The organism is Massilia sp., from assembly GCF_046293535.1.
Taxonomy (GTDB): Bacteria; Pseudomonadota; Gammaproteobacteria; order Burkholderiales; family Burkholderiaceae_D; genus Telluria.
In genome coordinates this window covers 96,928-117,351 of record NZ_JBKBOV010000012.1, presented here as the reverse complement: position 1 = coordinate 117,351, position 20,424 = coordinate 96,928, and the positions used below count along the sequence as shown (strand labels likewise).

The following is a 20,424-nucleotide window of genomic DNA, read 5'->3' as shown; positions in this document are numbered from 1 at the left end:
CGCCGGCCGAAGAGGCGCCCGCAGCCGCCGACACCGCGGTGGCGGAGATCCCCGCGGAGCCGGCCCCGGTCAAGGAACGCCGCCGCGCGCCGCGCAAGCCGGCCGCCAGGAAAGCCGCCGTCGAGGCCCCGGCGCTCGAGGCCGCGGCCGAGCTGCCCGTCCCGGCCGCGGCGCCCGACAGCGCAGCCGACACGCCGGCCGCCGATACCGCATCGGATGAGGCGTCCGATACTGTCGCCGAGGCCGCCGCTGAAACCGCCGAAGCCGGCGGCGACGCCGAGGCCAAGCCGGCCCGCAAGAATACCGCGCGCCCGGCCCACAAGGCTCCGGCACGCAAGGCTGCACCGCGCAGCCGCCGTCCGGCCAAGCCGAAGACCACGCCGGAGAACGACTGACGGGTCCGGCCGGGCGGCGCGTGCGACGTGCGCGCGCCGCCCCTGCAATAATGGCACCGCCCGCATGCGCGGGCCTGCCGCGGCGTCCGTCCGGCTGTCGCAACGTGCGAAGGAGCCTGCCATGCGTGTGCCTGCCGCAGTGTTGACTGGGGCTTTGCTGATCTCGGCGCTGTCCGGTGCGCAGGCCGCACCGCCGGCCGACCATCCCATCCTGGGTATCTGGAAACTGAGCCTGCCCGACCTCGGCTGTTCGGAAACCTACCGCTTCCGGGCCGACGGCACCACCCTCGTCACCAGCGCCGAAGAAGTATCCGAGAGCGAGTTCCGCATTCCCGCCAAACCCAGCGCCAAGGGCTTCTACCGGCTGGAAGACCGCATCGTCAAGGACAACGGCAAGAAGGATTGCGCGGGCGCCGTCATGAAGCCCGGCACCAGGGCCACCAACTACATCCGCTTCCATCCTTCGGGAGCCCTGTTCCTGATGTGCGCGGACGAGAGCATGAATACCTGCATCGGACCCTTCGAGCGGGTGCAGGGCGAGGAAGCGTAGGTCTGCATCTGCAGCCCCATAGCATTTCCGCGAAATGTTTGGCTGCGTTTGGCCTTGCTTGTTATACCGGTAGATGAGTTCCGCACTCATACTTCGGCCTGCTCTGCAATGACTCGGTACGCCGCGCGCGCGTGAAACATCCTACTGCGCGCGCTCATTGTCCTGTTTAGCTTGTCTCGGCTTCGGGTTTATCCCAGATCAATTACCGTGAGTTCATAGTTGCAATACTGCTTGTTGCAGCTAATCACTCAGTAATGCAACCTGGGATGCAACTCGCATGAATCTCAAGAAGTTGGCAAGCGCGTTCGTCGGTATGTCGGAAGGGAACCGGCCAATCCGTGCAAGGCTGGCGCAAGGGCAGAATGTGCTTGACGACGTCTTGCTGGTCAAGCGTGTCACAGGAAACGAGACGCTATGCGGCGGACTGGAGTACCGGCTGGCATGCGTAGCAAGCCGTGCGGACTTCCCTTTGAAAGAGTTTATCGCGTTGCCGATCGAACTCCAGTTCGTTACCGACCGCGGTGAATTGCACGCCGTATGCGGCATCGTGTCGCAGGCGGCAGCCGGGCACAGCGATGGCGGTCTGGCGACCTACCAACTCGTAATGCGCGACGCATTGGCGCTGATGGAACAGCGTATCAACACCCGCGTTTTCCGTCAGCAGAACGAGCTTGATATTACCGAAATCATTCTCGACGAATGGCGCCGGAACAATCCGGTACTGGCCAAGGCCTTCGACGTGGACTGGTCTCATATCACTGGCACATATCCGGCTCGAGAATTCACGATGCAGCACAACGAATCGGATGCCGGATTCCTGCGTCGATTATGGAAACGACGTGGTATCGCCTGGTTTGTTCGGTCCGGACGTGCCAGCGAGTCGGGAAGCCAGGACATGCCCGGCCATACGCTGGTCCTGTTCGATGATGCCTCCATGCTGCCGCAAAACGTCGCCGGCACCGTGCGCTACCACCAGGACGAGGGTGCGCAGCAAAGCGACACCATCATTCGCTGGAGTCCAGTTCGTGCGCTAAAGCCGGGCAATGTGACGCGCCAGAGTTGGGACTACGTGCATGGCCGCCTGACATCCAGTGCTACACCTTCGTGTATCGATCAAGGAGCGACGGGCAGTCAGTTCGCGGCTACGCTCGACGACTACCAGGTCGACATGCCTCACGCCGGAGACAATGGAGAAGATTACCGTCGCCTTGGCGAACTCCGCATGAAACGGCACGAGTATGAATCCAAGTGTTTCTATGGCGAAGGCAGTGTGCGAACCCTATGTGTCGGACAATGGATAGGACTGGCTGGACACCATGAGATCGACACGCACCCCGAGAACGAACGTGATTTCGTCGTCACGCGTCTGGAGGTCCATGCTGAGAGCAATCTTCCGAAAGCGATTGACGACCAGGTGCAGCGCCTGTTTGCGCTGAGCCGGTGGGACGACGCGCAGCCCAGGAGCGCCCTGCAGGAGGCTAGCGACGAACGCGGTATGCGTTACACCAACCGCTTTGCCTGCGTGCGGCGCGGGATTCCGATCGTTCCCGCTTTCGATCCACACAGCGATTTACCGCGTCCACAGCTGCAAAGTGCTGTCGTGGTTGGCCCGGCAGGTGAAGAAGTACACTGCGATGAGTACGGCCGCGTCAAGGTGCGCTTTCCCGGAGCCAGGGCCGAAGACCATGTGCACGCGCAAGGTGCAGGCGCCAGCGACAGCGATCGGGACTCGGCGTGGGTACGCGTCGCCAGTACCTGGGCCAGCAACCACTGGGGAACGATTACGCTGCCTCGCGTTGGCGATGAAGTGATCGTCGATTTCCTGGGAGGAGATCCGGACAAGCCCATCATCGTGGCGCAGGTCTACGGCGGCAGAGCTCCGCCGCCATCGTTCAGCCATGTCGGTGCATTGCCGGGAAACCGATATATCGCCGGCATCAAGAGCAAAGAAGTGCATGGCACTCGCTACAACCAGCTTCGGTTGGACGATACGCCGGGCCAAATCAACGCACAGCTCTCTTCGCAGCATGGCCATAGCGAACTGAATCTTGGATGGCTCACGCATCCCCGCAGTGACGGCGAAGGCGAGGCGCGCGGTGAAGGTGCGGAGCTGCGCAGCGATCATGCGCTAGCCGTGCGTGGTGCCCGAGGTATCCTCATCAGTGCCGCTGCGCGCCTCAAGGCCGGTGGCAAACAGCTGGATCGCCATGAACTGGTCGGCTTGATCGAAGCGATGCAGGGTGTGCAGCAGCAGCTGTCCGAGCTGTCATCCACGCACCATGCCGGAGACACCGACAATAAAGAGCTTACGCAACTCATCGGCTACCTGAAGCAATGGGAGGGCGGCAGCAATGTCGGCACCGGCGAGACGGGCGAAGGTGGTCAACCTGTCGTGGCGGTATCAGCGCCTGCCGGTATGGCGCTGGCGAGCCAGGACAATGTGGCCGTTGGCGCGCAAACGCATATCGATCTGGTCAGCATCGGCAATACGCAGTTTTCGGTTGGCAGGAAACTGCTCGCACGTGCCTCCGAAAGTATCAGTTTGTTCGCGCATCGGCTGGGCATCAAGCTTATCGCGGCCAGCGGCAAACTCGAGATGCAAACCCATGCCGACGACATCGAACTCACGTCTGCGAAACGTATCGTACTGACAGCAACTGACGAGATTGTTCTGCAGGCTCCGAACCTGCGTTTTGTTGCGCAGGGAGCGCAAGCGGAAATTGGCGGTGGCGCGATCACGCAGCAAAGCAGTGGCGAGCACACGATCAAGTCGTCGAAATTCTCTCATGTCAAACCTGGAGACGGGGGCCTCGTGGCTGCGGAGCCACCCACCAGTGAAATGGCGCATGACCAGCAAACTGTTTTGCGGTGGATAGGGACCGACGAACCCATGAAGAACCAGCGTTACCGGATCACGACGGAGGACGGCCGCATCTTCGAGGGACGCACCAATGCAGCAGGGATGACTGAGCGTTTTGCCAGCGCCATCCCGTTCGGCCATTACAGCATCGAAGCGCTTGACGACTGATCGCTTCAAGGAGGAGCAAACGATGACTACCGCAGAACGTCCCTTGCCGGCGCAACAACATGTTGGCGCAGCGCGCAAGGCCGAGGGCTTTGCGACACCGAAGCAGGACAAGGCGCCGCAGTGCGCGCGCATGCTGCCCCGGCGGGTCTTGCCGATCATTTTCCTGCCCGGGATCATGGGGTCGAATCTGCGCATGAGCGCGGCTCGGCAACAGGAAATGCGCAGGAAGGACAACATCGCCTGGCGGCCAGACGTTCTGGGACCGACGAATATCGCCGGCTCCACCAACGAGACACCCGGCGAGCGTCAGTTGAGGCTGGACCCGCTGCACACCACGGTTGATATCTACGATCCTTCGGGCCCTTCCGATGTCAGCGGCGACGGACGGCATGCCAATGTCGAGATCGACGAAGGCTTGCGTTCGCCATTGCTGGTGGATGATCCCATCATCGTCAAGAACCGGCGCAGCGCGGTGCAGAAGGCAAGGGCGCGTGGCTGGGGCGAGGTTTTCTTCAAGAGTTATGGCGAATTGCTGCAGCATCTTGAATCACGGCTCAACAATACTTTCTTCGAGGGGACGATGCGTGCTGAATGGCGCGACGTGGTCGGGGTCGATCCTCAGGCATGGCATGCCGATCCGGGCCTGCCCCAGAAGGCCCTGACCGAGGACGAACTCAAGAAGGTCGCGACAGGCTGCTGGTTCGCTGTGTATGCGTTCGGGTATAACTGGCTGCAATCCAACGGCGATAGTGCCAAGATTGTTGCCAAGCGCATCCGGCAGGCGATGGAGGAGCTCAGCGAGTCAGGTTACGAATGCAAGCAGGCGATCATCGTTACCCACTCGATGGGCGGGCTGGTCGGACGGGCTTTGATTCATCCACAATTCGGGAATCTGTGGGACAAGGTGCTTGGCATTGTTCACGGCGTGATGCCGGCCATAGGGGCTCCAGCAGCGTATAAACGCATGCGGGCCGGTTTCGAGGATCCTGGGATATTGGGCAATCCGCTGGAGAGCATCGGTGCCAAAGTCGCGGGCAATTCTGGTGACGAAGTCACCGCGGTATTGGCGAACGCTCCAGGAGGTTTGCAATTGTTGCCAAGCGAATCCTATGGCAATGGCTGGCTGCGCGTGACACACAAAGGACGCGAGCTGGGATCATGGCCTAGACAAGGCGATCCTTACCGCGAGATCTACAAGCTTCGTGGGAGCTGGTATTCGCTTTTCGTCGAAGACTGGATCAATCCGTGCGGATTCCCCCCTGAGCGGGGCGGCGGAACGTTCGAGCGAACGTGCAGGTATCTTGATCGGGTGCAGCATTTTCACCGAACTATTGCAGGCACCTATCACCCTAATAGTTATGCGCATTACGGCGCCGATCGCGGGCGGCAGAGCTTTGGGGAAGTTGTCTGGGCGATCGACAAGGACTGCCCCGACCCTGCAGGCTGGTACGACTGGCAAATTGTTCGCGACAATCGACAAGGGACGGTGGACCTCGTTCCCTGGAACAGCCTCCGCGATACGGCGGCGCCCGATTCCTCCTCGGGCAAGTCAACACCTCCGGTGCGCGCCAAAATTCTTTCACCGGAGGCAGCAGGAGATCAGACAGTTCCTGCCAAGTCGGCAGATCACCAATTAAAAAGTGGTTTGTTCAAGGGGGTGTTCCGTCAAACCGGCTACGAACACCAGTCGAGCTACAAGGATCCTCGGGCTATCGCCTCGACGCTGTACAGCATCGTACGCATCGCCCAGAAAGCGGTGTGGACATGCTAAGAAAGGGAACGCATATGCGAAGGAGCGCGGTAATCGTTGCCGCCGTATGGCTGCTGGCCGCTTGCAAACATGATCCTGATGAATGGAAGACACCGAACATGACCGTACTCACTCCTCGCCTGCAGCCAATGTTCGAGAAAACCAAGACCGTCTGCTTCGGGCGCTTCATGATCGACGTGCCTGCGGCAACCACGGTCGCTTGGGGGGACGTTAGTATCCCTCTCGGGGTCAGTGTGTACCCGAACGGCGTGAACGAAGTCAAAGCCATGGCGCAGACATTCATCGACGAGCTAAAAAGCGAGAAGGCTATCTATCTCAATGACATTCCCTTATTGATTTCGGTTGCAGAAATACCTCACCCTGAGGGGAAAATCGTAACCGGTTATGAAGGTTTTGAGGCGATCGGCGAGCTTAAAATCAACGGATATTTCAAGTTGAACGATGACGGAGTGGTGATCGATTCGCGTCCTTTAGATAATATGAAAGATCGCGTGACTTTGGATATCATCAGTATTGCCCAGCGTCTGCGACCGCGTGCGGAGCATGAAGTACCTGCTGAACCTGGCAATTGCATCGAGCATGCCTTCCTTCCAGATAAACCGGGCGCGGAGAAGGAGCGTCGTGCTGAACTGGTCAGCATCGGCTTTCGCCTGAAGGAATTCCCCGACACGCATTTGTCCATCTCTATCCGGCCTTCAAACCCGCACCGCAGCGAAAGTAATACGCTGAAGTGGCAACTCGAACGGCTCGAAAAGAATCTGAAAGCCGAAAACCCGAACCACCCGCGTCTGAGAACCAAATACTTCCGTAGAGGCGAGCGGCAGATCCACGATTGGGTCGACGGCTTTGAAGGCCTGTCCCGCTCGCCAGACCAAGCCGACATCCACGGCATTCACGATTTTGGCATCGATTTCCAAGGCGTGCCGCATGATCCTCTCAAACCGTTCGTGCTGATCCTCATGCAAACCGGCGTCGTCAATAACACCGCCGGCGCCACCAAACCCAGCCTGACCGACGAAGAAGCCATCGCGGTGTGGGACAAGATCACGAGCACTATCCGTGTGCGCCCGACCGGCGCCGCGGCGGTAAAGACCACAGGCCCCGACCCGCAACCGCGTTTTCCGTTGGGAGAGCTTGCCGCCACCGGACGCACCTGTCCGCAAACGGGTATGTGGGAATCCAACGAAGCATCCGGCACCGAAAGCAGCCGGCGCAGGTATATCCAAGCTGGCGAAACAATGCCGCGGGTGACAGTGCTAGGCAGACCATCTCTCTGGCAGCAGCTTAAAGGAGAAGCACCTTCCCATCAGCTGGCGACAGTCTGGAAGCTGGTCGACTATAACGACCAGCGTGCGCTTGCCATTGCGCCAGTTGACACGCCATTGATCGCACAAAGTCATCCAGAGGATGGCGCTACGAAGGTTGCCGAACACAACAATTCTGGCGATAGGCTGCACCAGAAACACCCGCCCGAAGAACAAGGCTGAGCGATGCGCAATATAATTCGTCTCGGTGACCCGACATCTCACGGCGGCAAGGTCGTGAGTGTGAGCGCAGAGTATTTCACGGTGGATGGCAAACCGGTGGCGCGCGTTGGCGATCTATGCAGTTGCCCTATCAAGGGTCATGACGATTGCAAGATTGCCGAAGGCGAACTGCGCCACGTCATCGACGATATCGCAGTCGCCTACGAGGGGCATAAAACGACCTGTGGCGCCACCTTGATCGCAACTGTCGGGAATTTTAGTGAAGAGTAGCAGGCCGGCATTGGTATCGTCGGGGCATAACCCCCGGGCATGGCAGGCCAAGCTTGCTGCATTCCCGGTCGCAACGCTTAGGTGTATATTGCTGGGCGAAACGACAACCCCACTGGAATTCCATGTCCCCGGCACTCCTCTTCGCAATCCTCATCGCCTATTTCGCGCTCCTGCTCGCCGTGGCATGGGCCACCTCCCGCAACGCCAACAACGACAGTTTCTTCATCGGTAACAAGAGCAGCAACTGGATGCTGGTCGCCTTCGGGATGGTCGGCACCACGCTGTCCGGCGTGACGTTCGTGAGCGTGCCGGGCGCGGTCGGCGTCGACGGCTTCGGCTATGCCCAGATCGTGATCGGCTACGTGATCGGCTACATCGCCGTGGCCTACATCCTGCTGCCGCTGTACTACCGCCTGCAGCTCACGTCGATCTACCACTACCTGGACGTGCGCCTCGGGCGCCGCGCTTACCAGAGCGGGGCGGGCTTCTTCATCGTTTCGCGCCTGCTCGGCGCCACCGCGCGGCTGTACTTGGTCGTAAATATTCTGCAGGCGATCATCCTCGACAGCCTCGGCGTGCCGTTCTGGCTCAGCACCCTGGTCGTGCTGGGCATGATCCTGCTCTATACCTACAAGGGCGGCGTCAAGACCATTGTCTGGACCGACACCCTGCAGACCAGCGCCATGCTGTTCGGCCTGTTCGCATGCGTCTGGATCCTGCTGGGTGAACTGAACATGTCGGTGCCGGAAAGCCTGAACCAGATGCAGTCGCAAGGTCTGGCCAATATCTTCACGCACGATCCCGACAGTCCCAACTTCTGGCTCAAGCAGATCGTCGCCGGCGCCCTGATCACGATCACGATGACCGGCATGGACCAGGAAATGATGCAGAAGACGATCTCGGTCAAGACCCTGAAGGACTCGCAGAAGAACATGCTGACCCTGACGGCGGTGCTGGTGGTGGTATTGATGAGCTTCCTGTTCCTGGGTGGCCTGCTGTACCTGTACGCGCCGATCGCGGGCGTCACTGCAAGCGGCGACAAGATCTTCCCGGCCGTGGTGATGGGCCACCTGCCGGCGGCGCTGCAGGTCGTGTTCCTGATCGCGCTGATCTCGGCCCTGTTCCCCAGCGCCGACGGCGCGATCACGGCGTTGACCTCGTCGACCTGCATCGACCTGCTGGGCATCAAGCGCCGCACCGACCTGAGCGAAGAAGACAAGGAGCGCCTGCGCCGCCGCGTGCACCTGGGCTTCGCGGCCCTGTTCCTGGTGCTGGTGATGGGCTTCAAGTTGGCCGACAGCCCGAGCATGATCGGCGTCATCCTCAAGCTGGCGGCCTATACCTATGGACCGCTGCTGGGCCTGTTCGCCTTCGGCATGCTCACGCGTCGTGCCGTGACCGACCGCCTGGTCCCGTACATTACGATTGGCGCGCCGATTCTTTGCGCTCTCCTTGAGTACAATCAGGAACACCTGCTCGGTTCTTACCGCCTTGGGCTGGAATTGCTTATGGTAAATGGCATACTCGTGTATGCCGGCCTGTTCGCCATCTCCCAGAAGGAAAAGGCCGGGACGGCCGCAGTCACCGTTTAAGACGGCCTGCGCCCATTCAATAGATTGACGACGGAGTTTCGATGGCTTTCAAACCCCTGAGTGCGCTGCGCCGCGCCTTCGGCATGCTGTGGCACGCGGTCGACGTATCGCGCCGCACCTTCATGAACCTGCTGTTCCTGCTGCTGGTGATCCTGGTCGTCTCGATCATGACCTCGGGCGGCGTCAAGCCGATCGGCGAGAAGACCGCCCTGGTGCTGGAGCTGAAGGGCGACCTGGTCGAGCAGTACCAGTCGAGTTTCCAGGACACGGTGCTCGACTCGGTCGGCGGCGACAGCAAGCGCAGCGTGCGCCTGCGCGACCTGCTGCGCGTGCTCGACGCGGCGGCCAAGGACAAGAACATCGGCAGCGTGGTGCTGTTGCTCGACCAGCTCGACGGCGGCGGCCTGGCCCAGCTGCGGGAGATCGGCGCCGCCATCGACCGCGTCAAGGCGTCCGGCAAGAAGGTGGTGGCCTGGGGCGGCACCTATGACCAGAAGCGCTACCTGATCGCCTCGCATGCGGACGAAGTCTACGTGCACCCGATGGGCATGGTGCTGATCGAAGGCTTCGGCAAGAGCCGCAACTACTACCGCGACGCTCTCGACAAGCTGGGCGTGACCGTCAACCTGATCAAGGTCGGCACCTACAAGAGCTTCGCCGAACCCTATATCGCCAACGGCCCGTCGGAAGCGGCGCAAGAGGCCGACCGCTTCCTGTACAACGCCCTGTGGCAGGACTACACGGCCCAGGTCGAGAAGAACCGCAAGCTGCCGGCGGGCAGCGTGGCGAAGTGGATCGAGACGCTGCCGCAGCAGATGGAAGCGGCAGGCGGAAGCGCTGCCAAGGTGGCGCTGGGGGCGAAGCTGGTGGACGGCCTCAAGACCCGCGACGAGATCCGCGCCATGCTGGCCAAGCGCGGCGCCTGGGACGAGAGCATCAAATCCTTCCGCCAGGTCGGCTACCAGGACTACCTGGCGCGCCACGAGCAGCGGCCCTTCGGCGACGCCGTCGGCGTGATCGTCGCGTCCGGCAACATCACCGAAGGCACGAGCGGCCCGGGCGTGGTCGGCGGCGTCACCACCGCCAACCTGATCCGCCAGGCGCGCGAGGACGAGCAGGTCAAGGCCGTGGTGCTGCGGGTGGATTCGCCCGGCGGCAGCGCCTATGGATCGGAGCTGATCCGGCGCGAGCTGGAACTGACGCGCGCCGCCGGCAAGCCGGTGGTGGTGTCGATGGGCAGCGTGGCCGCATCGGGCGGCTACTGGATCTCGATGGCGGCCGACGAGGTGATCGCCGACCCGGCCACCATCACCGGCTCGATCGGCGTGTTCACCATCCTGCCGACCGCCGAGAAGGTGAGCGACAAGCTGGGCATCCATACCGCCGGCGTCACCACCACCTGGCTGGCCGATGCCTACAACCCGCTGCGCCCGCTCGACCCGCGTTTCGGCTCGCTGGTCCAGAGCAGCATCAACCACGTGTACAGCGAGTTCACCACCAAGGCGGCACAAGCGCGCAAGACCACGCCGGCGAAGATCGACGAAGTGGGGCAGGGCCGGGTCTGGACCGGCGCCCAAGCCAAAGAACGTGGCCTGGTCGACAGCCTGGGCGGCTACCGCGACGCGCTGGCCTCGGCCGCCAAGCGCGCCAAGCTGGGCGAGAACTACCGGGTCGATTACATCGAACGTCCGGTCAGCCGCATCGAGCGCTTCCTGAACATGATGGGCGCCTCGACCGCGCAAGCCGTGAACATCCAGGTCAGGCTCGGCTTGCTGGAAGAGGCGCTGCCAAGCGGTCCGATGGCCCAGGTGGCGCAGGACATGGCCTGGCTCAAGGATGTCGCCGACGGCCGCAAGCCCTTCGCCGCGGTCACGCACTGCATGTGCGGCAGCCCATGAGGCGATAGATTTGTAGCCAGTTTGTAACTGGGTGCTACGGCAGATCGACGGGTGCGGAAGCGATTCCGCATCCGTTTTCCGTTTACTGCCCGGTTTTCCGGGCGATCGGCGGAAAGCGGCGCAAGGATCGTCCCGCCCATGTAACAGAAGCGTGCGCGCAATGTACGTTACGAAACATATCAGGGCAGGAGCGCGTGCTAATCTTTTCGGCACTACGTTATCTGAATAACATTCTGTTCAAAATAATAAGGTTGAGCATGGATTCGAACCAGTCCCCCAAGTCCGCCCTCACGAGCCCGCCCCCTCCATCTCCCGAAGCCAGGCGCCGCAAGCGCCTGATCGGTACCGTCATCGCGGTGCTCGCGATGGCTGGCCTGGCGGCGCTGGCCTGGTACCTGACCCACCGTCCGGCGGGAGAGGGTGCGGGCGGCCCGCCGGGAGCGGCCGGCGCACGCGGTCCCGGCGGCGGCCCTGGCGCCGCGGGCGGCCGGGGCGGGCGCGGCGGGCCGGCCACCACGGTCGGCGTCGCGACCGCGGAACAGGCCGACATTCCGATCCATATCGACGCCCTCGGCACCGTGGTGCCGGCGGCGACGGCCATCGTACGGCCGCAGGTCTCGGGCGTGATCCAGAAGATCTTGTTCACCGAGGGACAGGCGGTCAAGGCCGGCCAGGTGCTGGCCACGATCGATCCGCGCCCCTTCGAGATGGCGCTGCTGCAGGCGCGCGGCCAGCGCCAGCGCGACGAGGCCCAGCTCGAGAACGCGCGCCTGCTCCTGAGCCGCTACCGCACCCTGCTGGAGCAGGAGTCGATCGCGCGCCAGGAAGTCGACACCCAGGCGGCGCTGGTCAAGCAGCTGGAGGGCACCGTCATGACCGACCGCGCGGCGGAAGGCGTGGCCCAGCTGAACGTCGGCTACACCCAGGTGAAGGCGCCGATCTCCGGCCGGGTGGGCCTGCGCACGGTCGACATCGGCAACCTGGTCAACACCGGCGACGCGAACGGAGTGGCGGTGATCACCCAGCTGGCGCCGATCGACGTCGAATTCACCGTGCCCCAGGACCAGGTGCCGGCGCTGCAAGGCCGCATCGCGCAGGGAGCAACGCTGCCCGCCACGGCGCTGGACCGCACCCGCACCGATACCCTGGCCACGGGCAGCTTCAAGGCGCTCGACAACCAGGTCGACGTGCAGACCGGCACGGTGCGCGCCAAGGCGCGCTTCGCCAACAACGACAACAAGCTGTTCCCGAGCCAGTTCGTCAACCTGCGCCTGCAGCTGGACGTGATCGAGGACGCCGTGGTGGTGCCGGTGACGGCGCTGCGCCATGGGGCCAGCGGCGACTTCGTGTACGTGCTCGATCCGAAGGAGAAGACGGTGTCGCAGCGTGCGGTGACGCGCGGGCAGGCGACGGTGGACAAGGTGCAGATCAAGTCGGGCCTGAAGGTGGGCGAGCAGGTGATTACCGAAGGGGCGGACCGTTTGCGCGATGGCGCCAGGGTGACGCTGCCGGGCGAACGGCCGCAGGGGGCGCGTGGGGCCGGGCAGGGCGGTGCGCAGGGTGAGGGGCGACGCCAGCGTCAGGGGGCGCAGCAATGAACGTGGCTGCACCAATGAACTTGGACTCCCGCCTTCGCGGGAGCGACGGTTTCAAGGATAACTAATGAGTCCATCGGCGCCATTTATTCGTAGGCCGGTCGCGACGGCCCTCCTGATGCTGGCCATCGTGCTGGCCGGCCTGGTCGGCTACCGTTTCCTGCCGCTGTCGGCGCTGCCGCAGGTGGACTTCCCGACCATCCAGGTGCAGACCCTGTACCCGGGCGCGAGTCCCGAGGTGATGGCGCGCACCGTCACCGCGCCGCTGGAGCGCCAGTTCGGCCAGATGTCGGGCCTGACGCGCATGAGTTCCACCAGCGCGGCCGGGGTGTCGGTGATCACCCTGCAGTTCGGCCTCGGCCAGACCCTGGACGTGGCCGAGCAGGAAGTGCAGGCCGCGATCAACGCCGGCGGTTCGCTGCTGCCGACCGACCTGCCGGCGCCGCCGGTCTACGCCAAGGTCAACCCGGCCGACGCGCCGGTGCTGACCCTGGCCATCACCTCCGACACGCTGCCGCTCACCGAAGTCCAGAACCTGGTCAACACGCGCCTGGCGCTGAAGATCAGCCAGGTCTCGGGCGTGGGCCTGGTCAGCCTGTCGGGCGGCCAGCGTCCGGCCGTGCGGATCCAGGCCGATACCGAGGCGCTGGCGTCCTACGGGCTGGGCCTGGATACCTTGCGCTCCGCGATCACGGCGGCCAACGCCAACAGCGCCAAGGGCAATTTCGACGGCCCGACCCGCTCCTACGCGATCAACGCCAACGACCAGTTGCTGGCCGTCGAGGATTACCAGAACCTGATCGTCGCCTATCGCAATGGCGCCCCGGTGCGCCTGAAGGAGGTCGCGCGCGTGGTCGACAGCGCCGAGAACGTGCGCATCGGCGCCTGGGCCAACATGAAGCCGGCCATCATCCTGAACGTGCAGCGCCAGCCCGGCGCCAACGTGATCGCCACCGTGGACGGCATCAAGGAGCGCCTGCCCGAGCTGCAGGCCGGGCTGCCGGCCGCGGTGCGCATGGACGTGCTGAGCGACCGCACCGCCGGCATCCGCGCCTCGGTGCACCACGTGCAGATGGAACTGCTGCTGGCGGTGGCGCTGGTGGTGCTGGTGATCTTCGCCTTCCTGCACAGCCTGCGCGCCACCGTGATCGCCAGCCTGGCGGTGCCGATCTCGCTGGTCGGCAGCTTCGGTGTCATGTACCTGATGGGCTACAGCCTGAACAACCTGTCCTTGATGGCGCTGACGATCGCCACCGGCTTCGTGGTCGACGACGCCATCGTCATGATCGAGAACATCGCGCGCTACATCGAAAAAGGAGAGAGGCCGATGGCGGCGGCGCTCAAGGGCGCGACCCAGATCGGCTTCACCATCATTTCGCTGACCGTGTCCCTGGTCGCGGTCCTGATTCCGCTGCTGTTCATGGGCGACGTAGTCGGCCGCCTGTTCCGCGAATTCGCGGTGACCCTGGCCGTGACCATCCTGATCTCGATGGTGGTGTCGCTGACCCTGGTGCCGATGATGTCGGCGCGCTGGCTCAAGAGCCATGAAGAAGAGCGCCCGGGCCGCTTCGCGCAGAAGTCCCAGGCCTTTTTCGATCGCGTGATCGGGCGCTACGACGTGGCGCTGGGCTGGGTGCTGGCGCGCCAGGGCCTGACCCTGCTGGTGGCGCTGGCCACCCTGGTGCTGACCGCGCTGCTGTGGGTGGTGATCCCGAAGGGACTGTTCCCGACCCAGGACACCGGCCAGCTGCAGGCGCGACTGCAGGCGCGCCAGTCGATCTCCTATGCCGAGATGGCCAGGCTCCAGCAGCTCGCCGCCGCCGAAGTGCTGAAGGACCCGGCCGTCGCCTCGCTCAGTTCCTACGTCGGCGTGGACGCGGCCAACAACACCATGCTCAACACCGGCACCATGCTGATCAACCTGAAGCCCGAAGAGCGCGGCGACCAGGAAGCGATCATGAGCCGCCTGCGTTCGCGCGTGGCGGGCGTGGCGGGCGTCACCCTGTACCTGCAGCCGACCCAGGACCTGACCATCGACGCCGAAAGCGGCCCGACCCAGTACCGCCTGTCGATCGAGGGCGCCGACAGCGCCACCGTGAACGAATGGGCGAGGAAACTGGTCGCGCAGATGGCCACGAAGAAGGAAGTGCGCAACGCCACTACCGACGCCGGCGCCATGGGCAGCGCCGCCTACATCGACATCGACCGAGACACCGCCTCGCGCTTAGGGATCACGGCGGCCGCGATCGACGACGCGCTCTACAGCGCCTTCGGGCAGCGCATCGTCTCGACCATCTTCACCGAGACCAACCAGTACCGGGTGATCCTCGAGGCCCAGCAGGACGAGGCGATGTCGCTGGCAGCCTTGTCCCGCCTGCAGCTGCGCACGAGCTCCGGCCAGCCGACCCCGCTGTCGGCGGTGGCCACCGTGCGCGAGGCCGAGGCGCCGCTGCAGGTCACCCACGTGGCCCAGTACCCGGCCGCCACCGTCGGCTTCGACACCGCCCCGGGCGTCTCGCTCGGCACCGCGGTCGACGCGATCCGTGCGGCAAGCGAGGAAATCGGGATGCCGGATGCGGTGAGCATGAGCTTCCTCGGCGCTTCCGGCGCCTACCAGGCCTCGCTGTCGAACCAGCTGTGGCTGATCCTGGCTGCCGTGGTCTGCGTCTACATCGTGCTGGGCGTGCTGTACGAGAGCTACGTGCACCCCTTGACCATCCTGTCGACCCTGCCGTCGGCCGGGGTGGGAGCGCTGCTGGCTCTGTGGGTGACCGGGCAGGGGCTCGGGGTGATCGGCATCATCGGCATCATCCTCCTGATCGGCATCGTCAAGAAGAACGCGATCATGATGATCGACTTCGCCATCGAGGCCGAGCGCGACGAGGGCAAGGCCCCGCTCGACGCGATCCGCCAGGCGGCGCTGCTGCGATTCCGCCCGATCATCATGACCACGCTGGCAGCGCTGTTCGCCGCCGTGCCGTTGATGCTTGGCACGGGCGAGGGCGCCGAGCTGCGCCGTCCGCTGGGCCTGGCCATCTTCGGCGGCCTGATCGTCAGCCAGCTCTTGACCCTGTTCACCACGCCCGTGATCTACCTCGCCTTCGACCGCCTGGCGCGCCGCAGGACGGGCAGGGCGCCCAACAAGCCGGAGAGGGTTGGCGCATGAACCTGTCGCGGCCCTTCGTCGAACGCCCGATCGCGACCGTCCTCCTGACGATCGGCCTGGCGCTGGCCGGCATCGCCGCCTTCTTCGTGCTGCCGGTCGCGCCGCTGCCGCAGGTCGACTACCCGACCATCTCGGTGTCGGCGTCCTTGCCCGGCGCCAGCCCGGAGACCATGGCCTCGAGCGTGGCCACGCCGCTGGAACGCAGGCTCGGGGTGATCGCCGGCGTCACCGAGATGACCTCGAGCAGCAGCAACGGCTCGACCCGGGTCAGCCTGCAGTTCGAGCTCAATCGCAAGATCGACGCGGCGGCGCGCGAAGTGCAGGCCGCCATCAATGCCTCGCGCGCCGACCTGCCGGCCACGCTGCGCAGCAACCCGACCTACCGCAAGGCCAACCCTTCGGACGCGCCGGTGATCATCCTGGCGCTCACCTCGAAAACCCGCTCACCCGGCCAGATCTACGAATCGGTCTCGAACCTGGTGCAGCAGCGCCTTGCCCAGGTGAAGGGCGTGGGCGAGGTCGAGATCGGCGGCGGCTCGCTGCCGGCGGTACGCGTCGAGCTGCTGCCCTATGCGCTGAACAAATACGGGCTGTCGAGCGAAGACGTGCGCGCAGCGATCCAGGCCACCAACGCCAACCGTCCGAAGGGCGCGATCGAGGGCGCCGGCCACCGGTTCCAGATCTACTCGCAGCCGGCCGGCAAGGAGGGGCGCACGCCCGGCCAGGGCAGGCCGCAGGCAGCCGACTACCGCGACCTGGTGGTGGCCTGGCGCGACGGCGCTGCGATCCGCCTGAGCGACGTCGCCGAGGTCATCGACGGCGTCGAGAACGTCAACACGCTGGGCCTGTTCAACGGCCAGCCGGCGGTCATCGTGCTGGTCACGCGCCAGCCGGACGCCAACGTCATCGAGACCGTGGACGGCGTGCGCGCGCTGCTGCCGACGCTGCAGGCCCAGTTGCCAGGCGACGTGAGCCTGCAGGTGGCGTCGGACCGCACCAATTCGATTCGCTCATCATTACACGAGATCGAATTCACCCTGGTACTGTCCATTCTGCTCGTGGTGCTGGTGGTGAGCGTGTTCCTGCGCAGCGTGCGGGCCACCATCATCCCGGCGGTGGCCACGGTGGTGTCGCTGCTGGGCACCTTCGGCGTCATGTACCTGCTGGGCTTCAGCCTGAACAACCTGTCCCTGATGGCGCTCACGGTCGCCACCGGCTTCGTGGTGGACGACGCCATCGTGGTGCTGGAGAACACGGCGCGCCACATCGAGGCCGGCATGGACCGCATGAAGGCGGCGCTGCTGGGCGCGCGCGAAGTGGGCTTCACCGTGCTGTCGATCTCGCTGTCCCTGGTGGCGGTGTTCATTCCGCTCCTGTTCATGGGCGGGCAGGTGGGCCGGCTGTTCCGCGAGTTCGCGGTGACGCTGTCGGCGGCGGTGATGATCTCGCTGGTGATCTCGCTGACCACCACGCCGATGATGTGCGCCTGGCTGCTGCGCAAGGAGGACAAGGACAAGAAGCCCGGGCTTCTTGCACGCTGGTCCGAGCGCGGCTTCGACCGCACGCTGCGGGTCTACCGGCACGCGCTCGACTGGGCGCTCGACAGCAAGCTCCTGGTGATGGTCATCCTCGCTTTCGTGGTCGGCCTGAACGTCTACCTGTTCGCGGCAGCCCCGAAGGGCTTCTTCCCGCAGCAGGACACCGGCCAGCTCAACGGCGGCATCCGCGCCGACCAGAGCATCTCCTTCAAGGCGATGCAGGGCAAGCTGCGCCAGTTGGTGGACATCATCCGGCGCGACCCGGCGGTCGACACCGTGGTCGCCTTCACCGGCGGCGGACGCGCGGGCGGCGGTTTCATGTTCATCAACCTGAAACCCATCGACGAGCGCGCGGAAGGGGATACCGGCCAGGCCGTCATCGCACGCCTGCGCCCCAGGCTGGCGCGCGTCACCGGCGTGTCGATCTTCCTGAACCCGGTGCAGGACCTGCGCATGGGCGGGCGTTCCAGCAACTCGACCTACCAATACACCCTCAAGAGCGACAACGCGGCCGACCTGAAGCAATGGGCCACCCGCCTGGCCGAATCGATGAAGCGCCAACCGGCCCTGGTGGACGTCGACACCGACCAGGCCGAGAACGGCGTCGAGACCTTCGTCACCATCGACAAGGATACCGCCGCGCGCCTGGGCATCGGCACGCGCGACGTCAACAATGCGCTGTACAACAACTTCGGCCAGCGCCAGGTGGCCAACATCTACGACGAGCAGAACCAGTACCGCGTGATCATGGGCGTGGCCCAGCGCTACGCGCAGTCGCCGGAAGCCCTGCGCGACGTGTACGTGCCCGCCCGCGGCGGCGCGCAGTCGACCACCGGCACGGCAGGATCATCCAGCAACCTGACGGCCGCACGCGATCCGTCCAGCGGCGCGGCGCTGTCTACCGGCGTCACCACCATGGTGCCGCTGAGCGCGATCGCCAGCTATGCGGAAAGCTCGACTCCGACCTCGGTCAACCACCAGGACGGCGAACTGTCGACCACGATCTCGTTCAACCTGGCCCAGGGCTACAACCTCGAGGATGGCCAGGCGGCGGTGAAGCAGGCTGAAGCCGACATCGCCATGCCGTCCAACGTGCGCGGCAGCTTCCAGGGCACGGCGCGCGCCGCCCAGGAATCCAGCAAGGAGCAGCCGATGCTGATCCTGGCGGCGATCGTCGTGATCTACATCGTGCTCGGCATCCTGTACGAAAGCCTGATTCACCCGGTGACGGTGCTGTCCACGCTGCCTTCGGCCGGCGTGGGCGCGGTGCTGGCCCTGCTGCTGTTCGGGATGGAGTTCTCGATCATCGCCCTGATCGGGGTCTTCCTCCTGATCGGCATCGTCAAGAAGAACGCCATCCTGATCATCGACTTCGCCCTCGAGGCCGAGCGCGCGCGCGGCTTGAGCGCGGTGGAGGCGGTGCGCGAAGCCTGCATCCTGCGCTTCCGCCCGATCCTGATGACCACCCTTGCCGCTGCTTTGGGCGCCCTGCCGCTGGCGATCGGCTTCGGCGAAGGTTCGGAGCTGCGCCGCCCTCTCGGCATCGCCATCATCGGCGGCCTGGTCGCCAGCCAGCTCCTGACCCTGCTCACCACGCCGGTCGTCTACGTCCTGCTCGACAAGCTGCGCACCAGGAAGCCGAACGAGCATGAGCTGACCCGCCATGCCGACCTCGATCAGCCGATCCCAGCAAAATAACGAATCCATGATGAGAACGCACGCCATGTACCGCCTTTCCCTCGTCGCCCTGGTCGCCGGCATCGCCGGCGGCTGTGCCGTCGGTCCCGCCTACCAGCGCCCCACGACGCCGGAACCGGCGGCCTTCAAGGAAGCCCAGGGCTGGGTGCCGGCGGCGCCAGCCGATGCGCTCGAACGCGGCCCCTGGTGGCAGCTGTTCGACGATCCGGTACTGAATGGGCTGGCGGATGCCATCGAGGTCTCGAACCAGAACGTGGCGGTGGCGGTCGCCAACTATGCGCAGGCGCGTGCGCTGGTGGCGCAGCAGCGCGCGTCCCTGTTCCCGACCGTGAACCTGAACCTGTCCGGCGACCGCGCGGGCGTGCGCGGGCAGGGCGCGGACAATGCCTATCGACTGAACCTGGGCGGCAGCTGGGAGCCGGACGTGTGGGGCCGCCTGCGGGCCGGCGTCACCAGCACCCAGGCCAGTGCCGAGGCCACGGCTGCCGACCTGGCGAGCGCGCGCCTGTCGGCCCAGGGCGAGCTGGCGGCGAGTTATTTTGCCGTGCGTTCCATTGACGCCCAGCGCAGCCTGCTGGCGCGCACCATCGCCGGCTACGAGCGCGAGCTGCAGATCACGACCAACCGCTTCAATGTCGGCATCGTCGCCCGCACCGACGTGCTGCAGGCCCAGACCCAGCTGGCCAACGCGCGCAACGACGAACTCTCCCTGGTGCGCCAGCGCGCCCAGTTCGAGCACGCGATCGCGGTCCTGGTCGGCAAGGCGCCGAGCGAGTTCACGCTCGCCCCGTTGCCCGAATGGCGCGTGACGGTGCCTGCGGTGCCGGTCGGGGTGCCTTCGCTGCTGCTGCAGCGCCGCCCGGACATCGCGGCCGCCGAGCGCGACGTGGCGGCCGCGAATGCGGAGATCGGCATCGCGCGCTCGGCCTACTTCCCGAACATCGGCTTATCGGCATCGCTGGGCACCGGAGGCAGCCGTGTGTCGGACCTGTTCTCGGCATCGCATGCCGCCTGGTCCTTCGGGCTGTCGGCGGCGCAGTCGATCTTCAACGCCGGCGCCACCCGCGCGAGCGTGGCAGGGGCCGAGGCGCGCCACCAGGCGACGGTCGCGCGTTATCGCCAGACGGTGCTCACGGCCTTCGCCGACGTGGAAAACCAGCTCAGCGCGACCCGTATCCTGGAGCAGCAGCAGGAGCTGACCCGGGTGGCTTCCGAAGCCGCCGACAAGGTCGAGCAGCAGATCCTGAACCGCTACCGCGCGGGGCAGGTGAGTTATTCGGAAGTGGTGCAGGCCCAGGCCACCGCCCTGAACGCGCGCCGCCAGCTGGTGCAGGTGCAGGCCGACCGCCAGGCGGCGGCGGTGGCGCTGATCCAGTCCCTGGGTGGCGGCTGGCGGATGGGGCAGGAACAGGGTTGATGGTCCGTCATTACGCCAA

Annotated in this window: 11 protein-coding genes and 1 pseudogene; all 12 read left to right on the top strand. The window is 64.8% G+C overall.

The annotated features are described in order from the left end of the window. Positions 1 to 395, top strand: a pseudogene (locus tag ACK4S9_RS09475) (NYN domain protein); the annotation flags it as partial. Between the two features lie 121 nt (positions 396 to 516). After that, positions 517 to 945, top strand: coding sequence for a hypothetical protein (locus ACK4S9_RS09470; RefSeq protein ID WP_409724650.1), 429 nt, complete (start codon positions 517 to 519; stop codon positions 943 to 945). 277 nt (positions 946 to 1,222) lie between these two features. Further along, a complete protein-coding gene (locus tag ACK4S9_RS09465) occupies positions 1,223 to 3,973 on the top strand; it encodes a type VI secretion system Vgr family protein (RefSeq protein WP_409724648.1) in 2,751 nt (916 codons plus the stop codon). 22 nt (positions 3,974 to 3,995) lie between these two features. Further along, positions 3,996 to 5,744, top strand: coding sequence for an esterase/lipase family protein (locus tag ACK4S9_RS09460; RefSeq protein WP_409724645.1), 1,749 nt, complete (start codon positions 3,996 to 3,998; stop codon positions 5,742 to 5,744). A gap of 98 nt (positions 5,745 to 5,842) precedes the next feature. Then, on the top strand, positions 5,843 to 7,231 hold the full coding sequence (locus ACK4S9_RS09455; RefSeq protein WP_409724642.1) for a T6SS immunity protein Tli4 family protein: 1,389 nt from the start codon (positions 5,843 to 5,845) through the stop codon (positions 7,229 to 7,231). A gap of 3 nt (positions 7,232 to 7,234) precedes the next feature. Next, positions 7,235 to 7,501, top strand: a complete 267-nt coding sequence (locus tag ACK4S9_RS09450; RefSeq protein WP_409724639.1) for a PAAR domain-containing protein — start codon at positions 7,235 to 7,237, stop codon at positions 7,499 to 7,501. A gap of 122 nt (positions 7,502 to 7,623) precedes the next feature. Then, the gene (locus ACK4S9_RS09445) at positions 7,624 to 9,093 is read left to right on the top strand and encodes a sodium:solute symporter (RefSeq protein WP_409724636.1); all 1,470 of its coding nucleotides are present in this window, start codon (positions 7,624 to 7,626) and stop codon (positions 9,091 to 9,093) included. Between the two features lie 41 nt (positions 9,094 to 9,134). Then, entirely contained in the window at positions 9,135 to 10,991 is a 1,857-nt protein-coding gene (sppA, locus tag ACK4S9_RS09440) for a signal peptide peptidase SppA (protein ID WP_409724633.1), read from the top strand. Between the two features lie 257 nt (positions 10,992 to 11,248). Next, complete coding sequence (locus ACK4S9_RS09435; RefSeq protein ID WP_409724631.1) at positions 11,249 to 12,589, top strand: efflux RND transporter periplasmic adaptor subunit; 1,341 nt, start codon at positions 11,249 to 11,251, stop codon at positions 12,587 to 12,589. Between the two features lie 64 nt (positions 12,590 to 12,653). After that, positions 12,654 to 15,752, top strand: coding sequence for an efflux RND transporter permease subunit (locus ACK4S9_RS09430; protein ID WP_409724628.1), 3,099 nt, complete (start codon positions 12,654 to 12,656; stop codon positions 15,750 to 15,752). Further along, positions 15,749 to 18,988: an efflux RND transporter permease subunit gene (locus ACK4S9_RS09425; protein WP_409724626.1), complete on the top strand. Its 3,240-nt coding sequence runs from the start codon at positions 15,749 to 15,751 to the stop codon at positions 18,986 to 18,988. Before ACK4S9_RS09430 ends, ACK4S9_RS09425 begins: the two co-directional genes overlap by 4 nt. A gap of 25 nt (positions 18,989 to 19,013) precedes the next feature. Next, positions 19,014 to 20,405: an efflux transporter outer membrane subunit gene (locus tag ACK4S9_RS09420; protein ID WP_409724623.1), complete on the top strand. Its 1,392-nt coding sequence runs from the start codon at positions 19,014 to 19,016 to the stop codon at positions 20,403 to 20,405. Positions 20,406 to 20,424 lie beyond the last annotated feature (19 nt).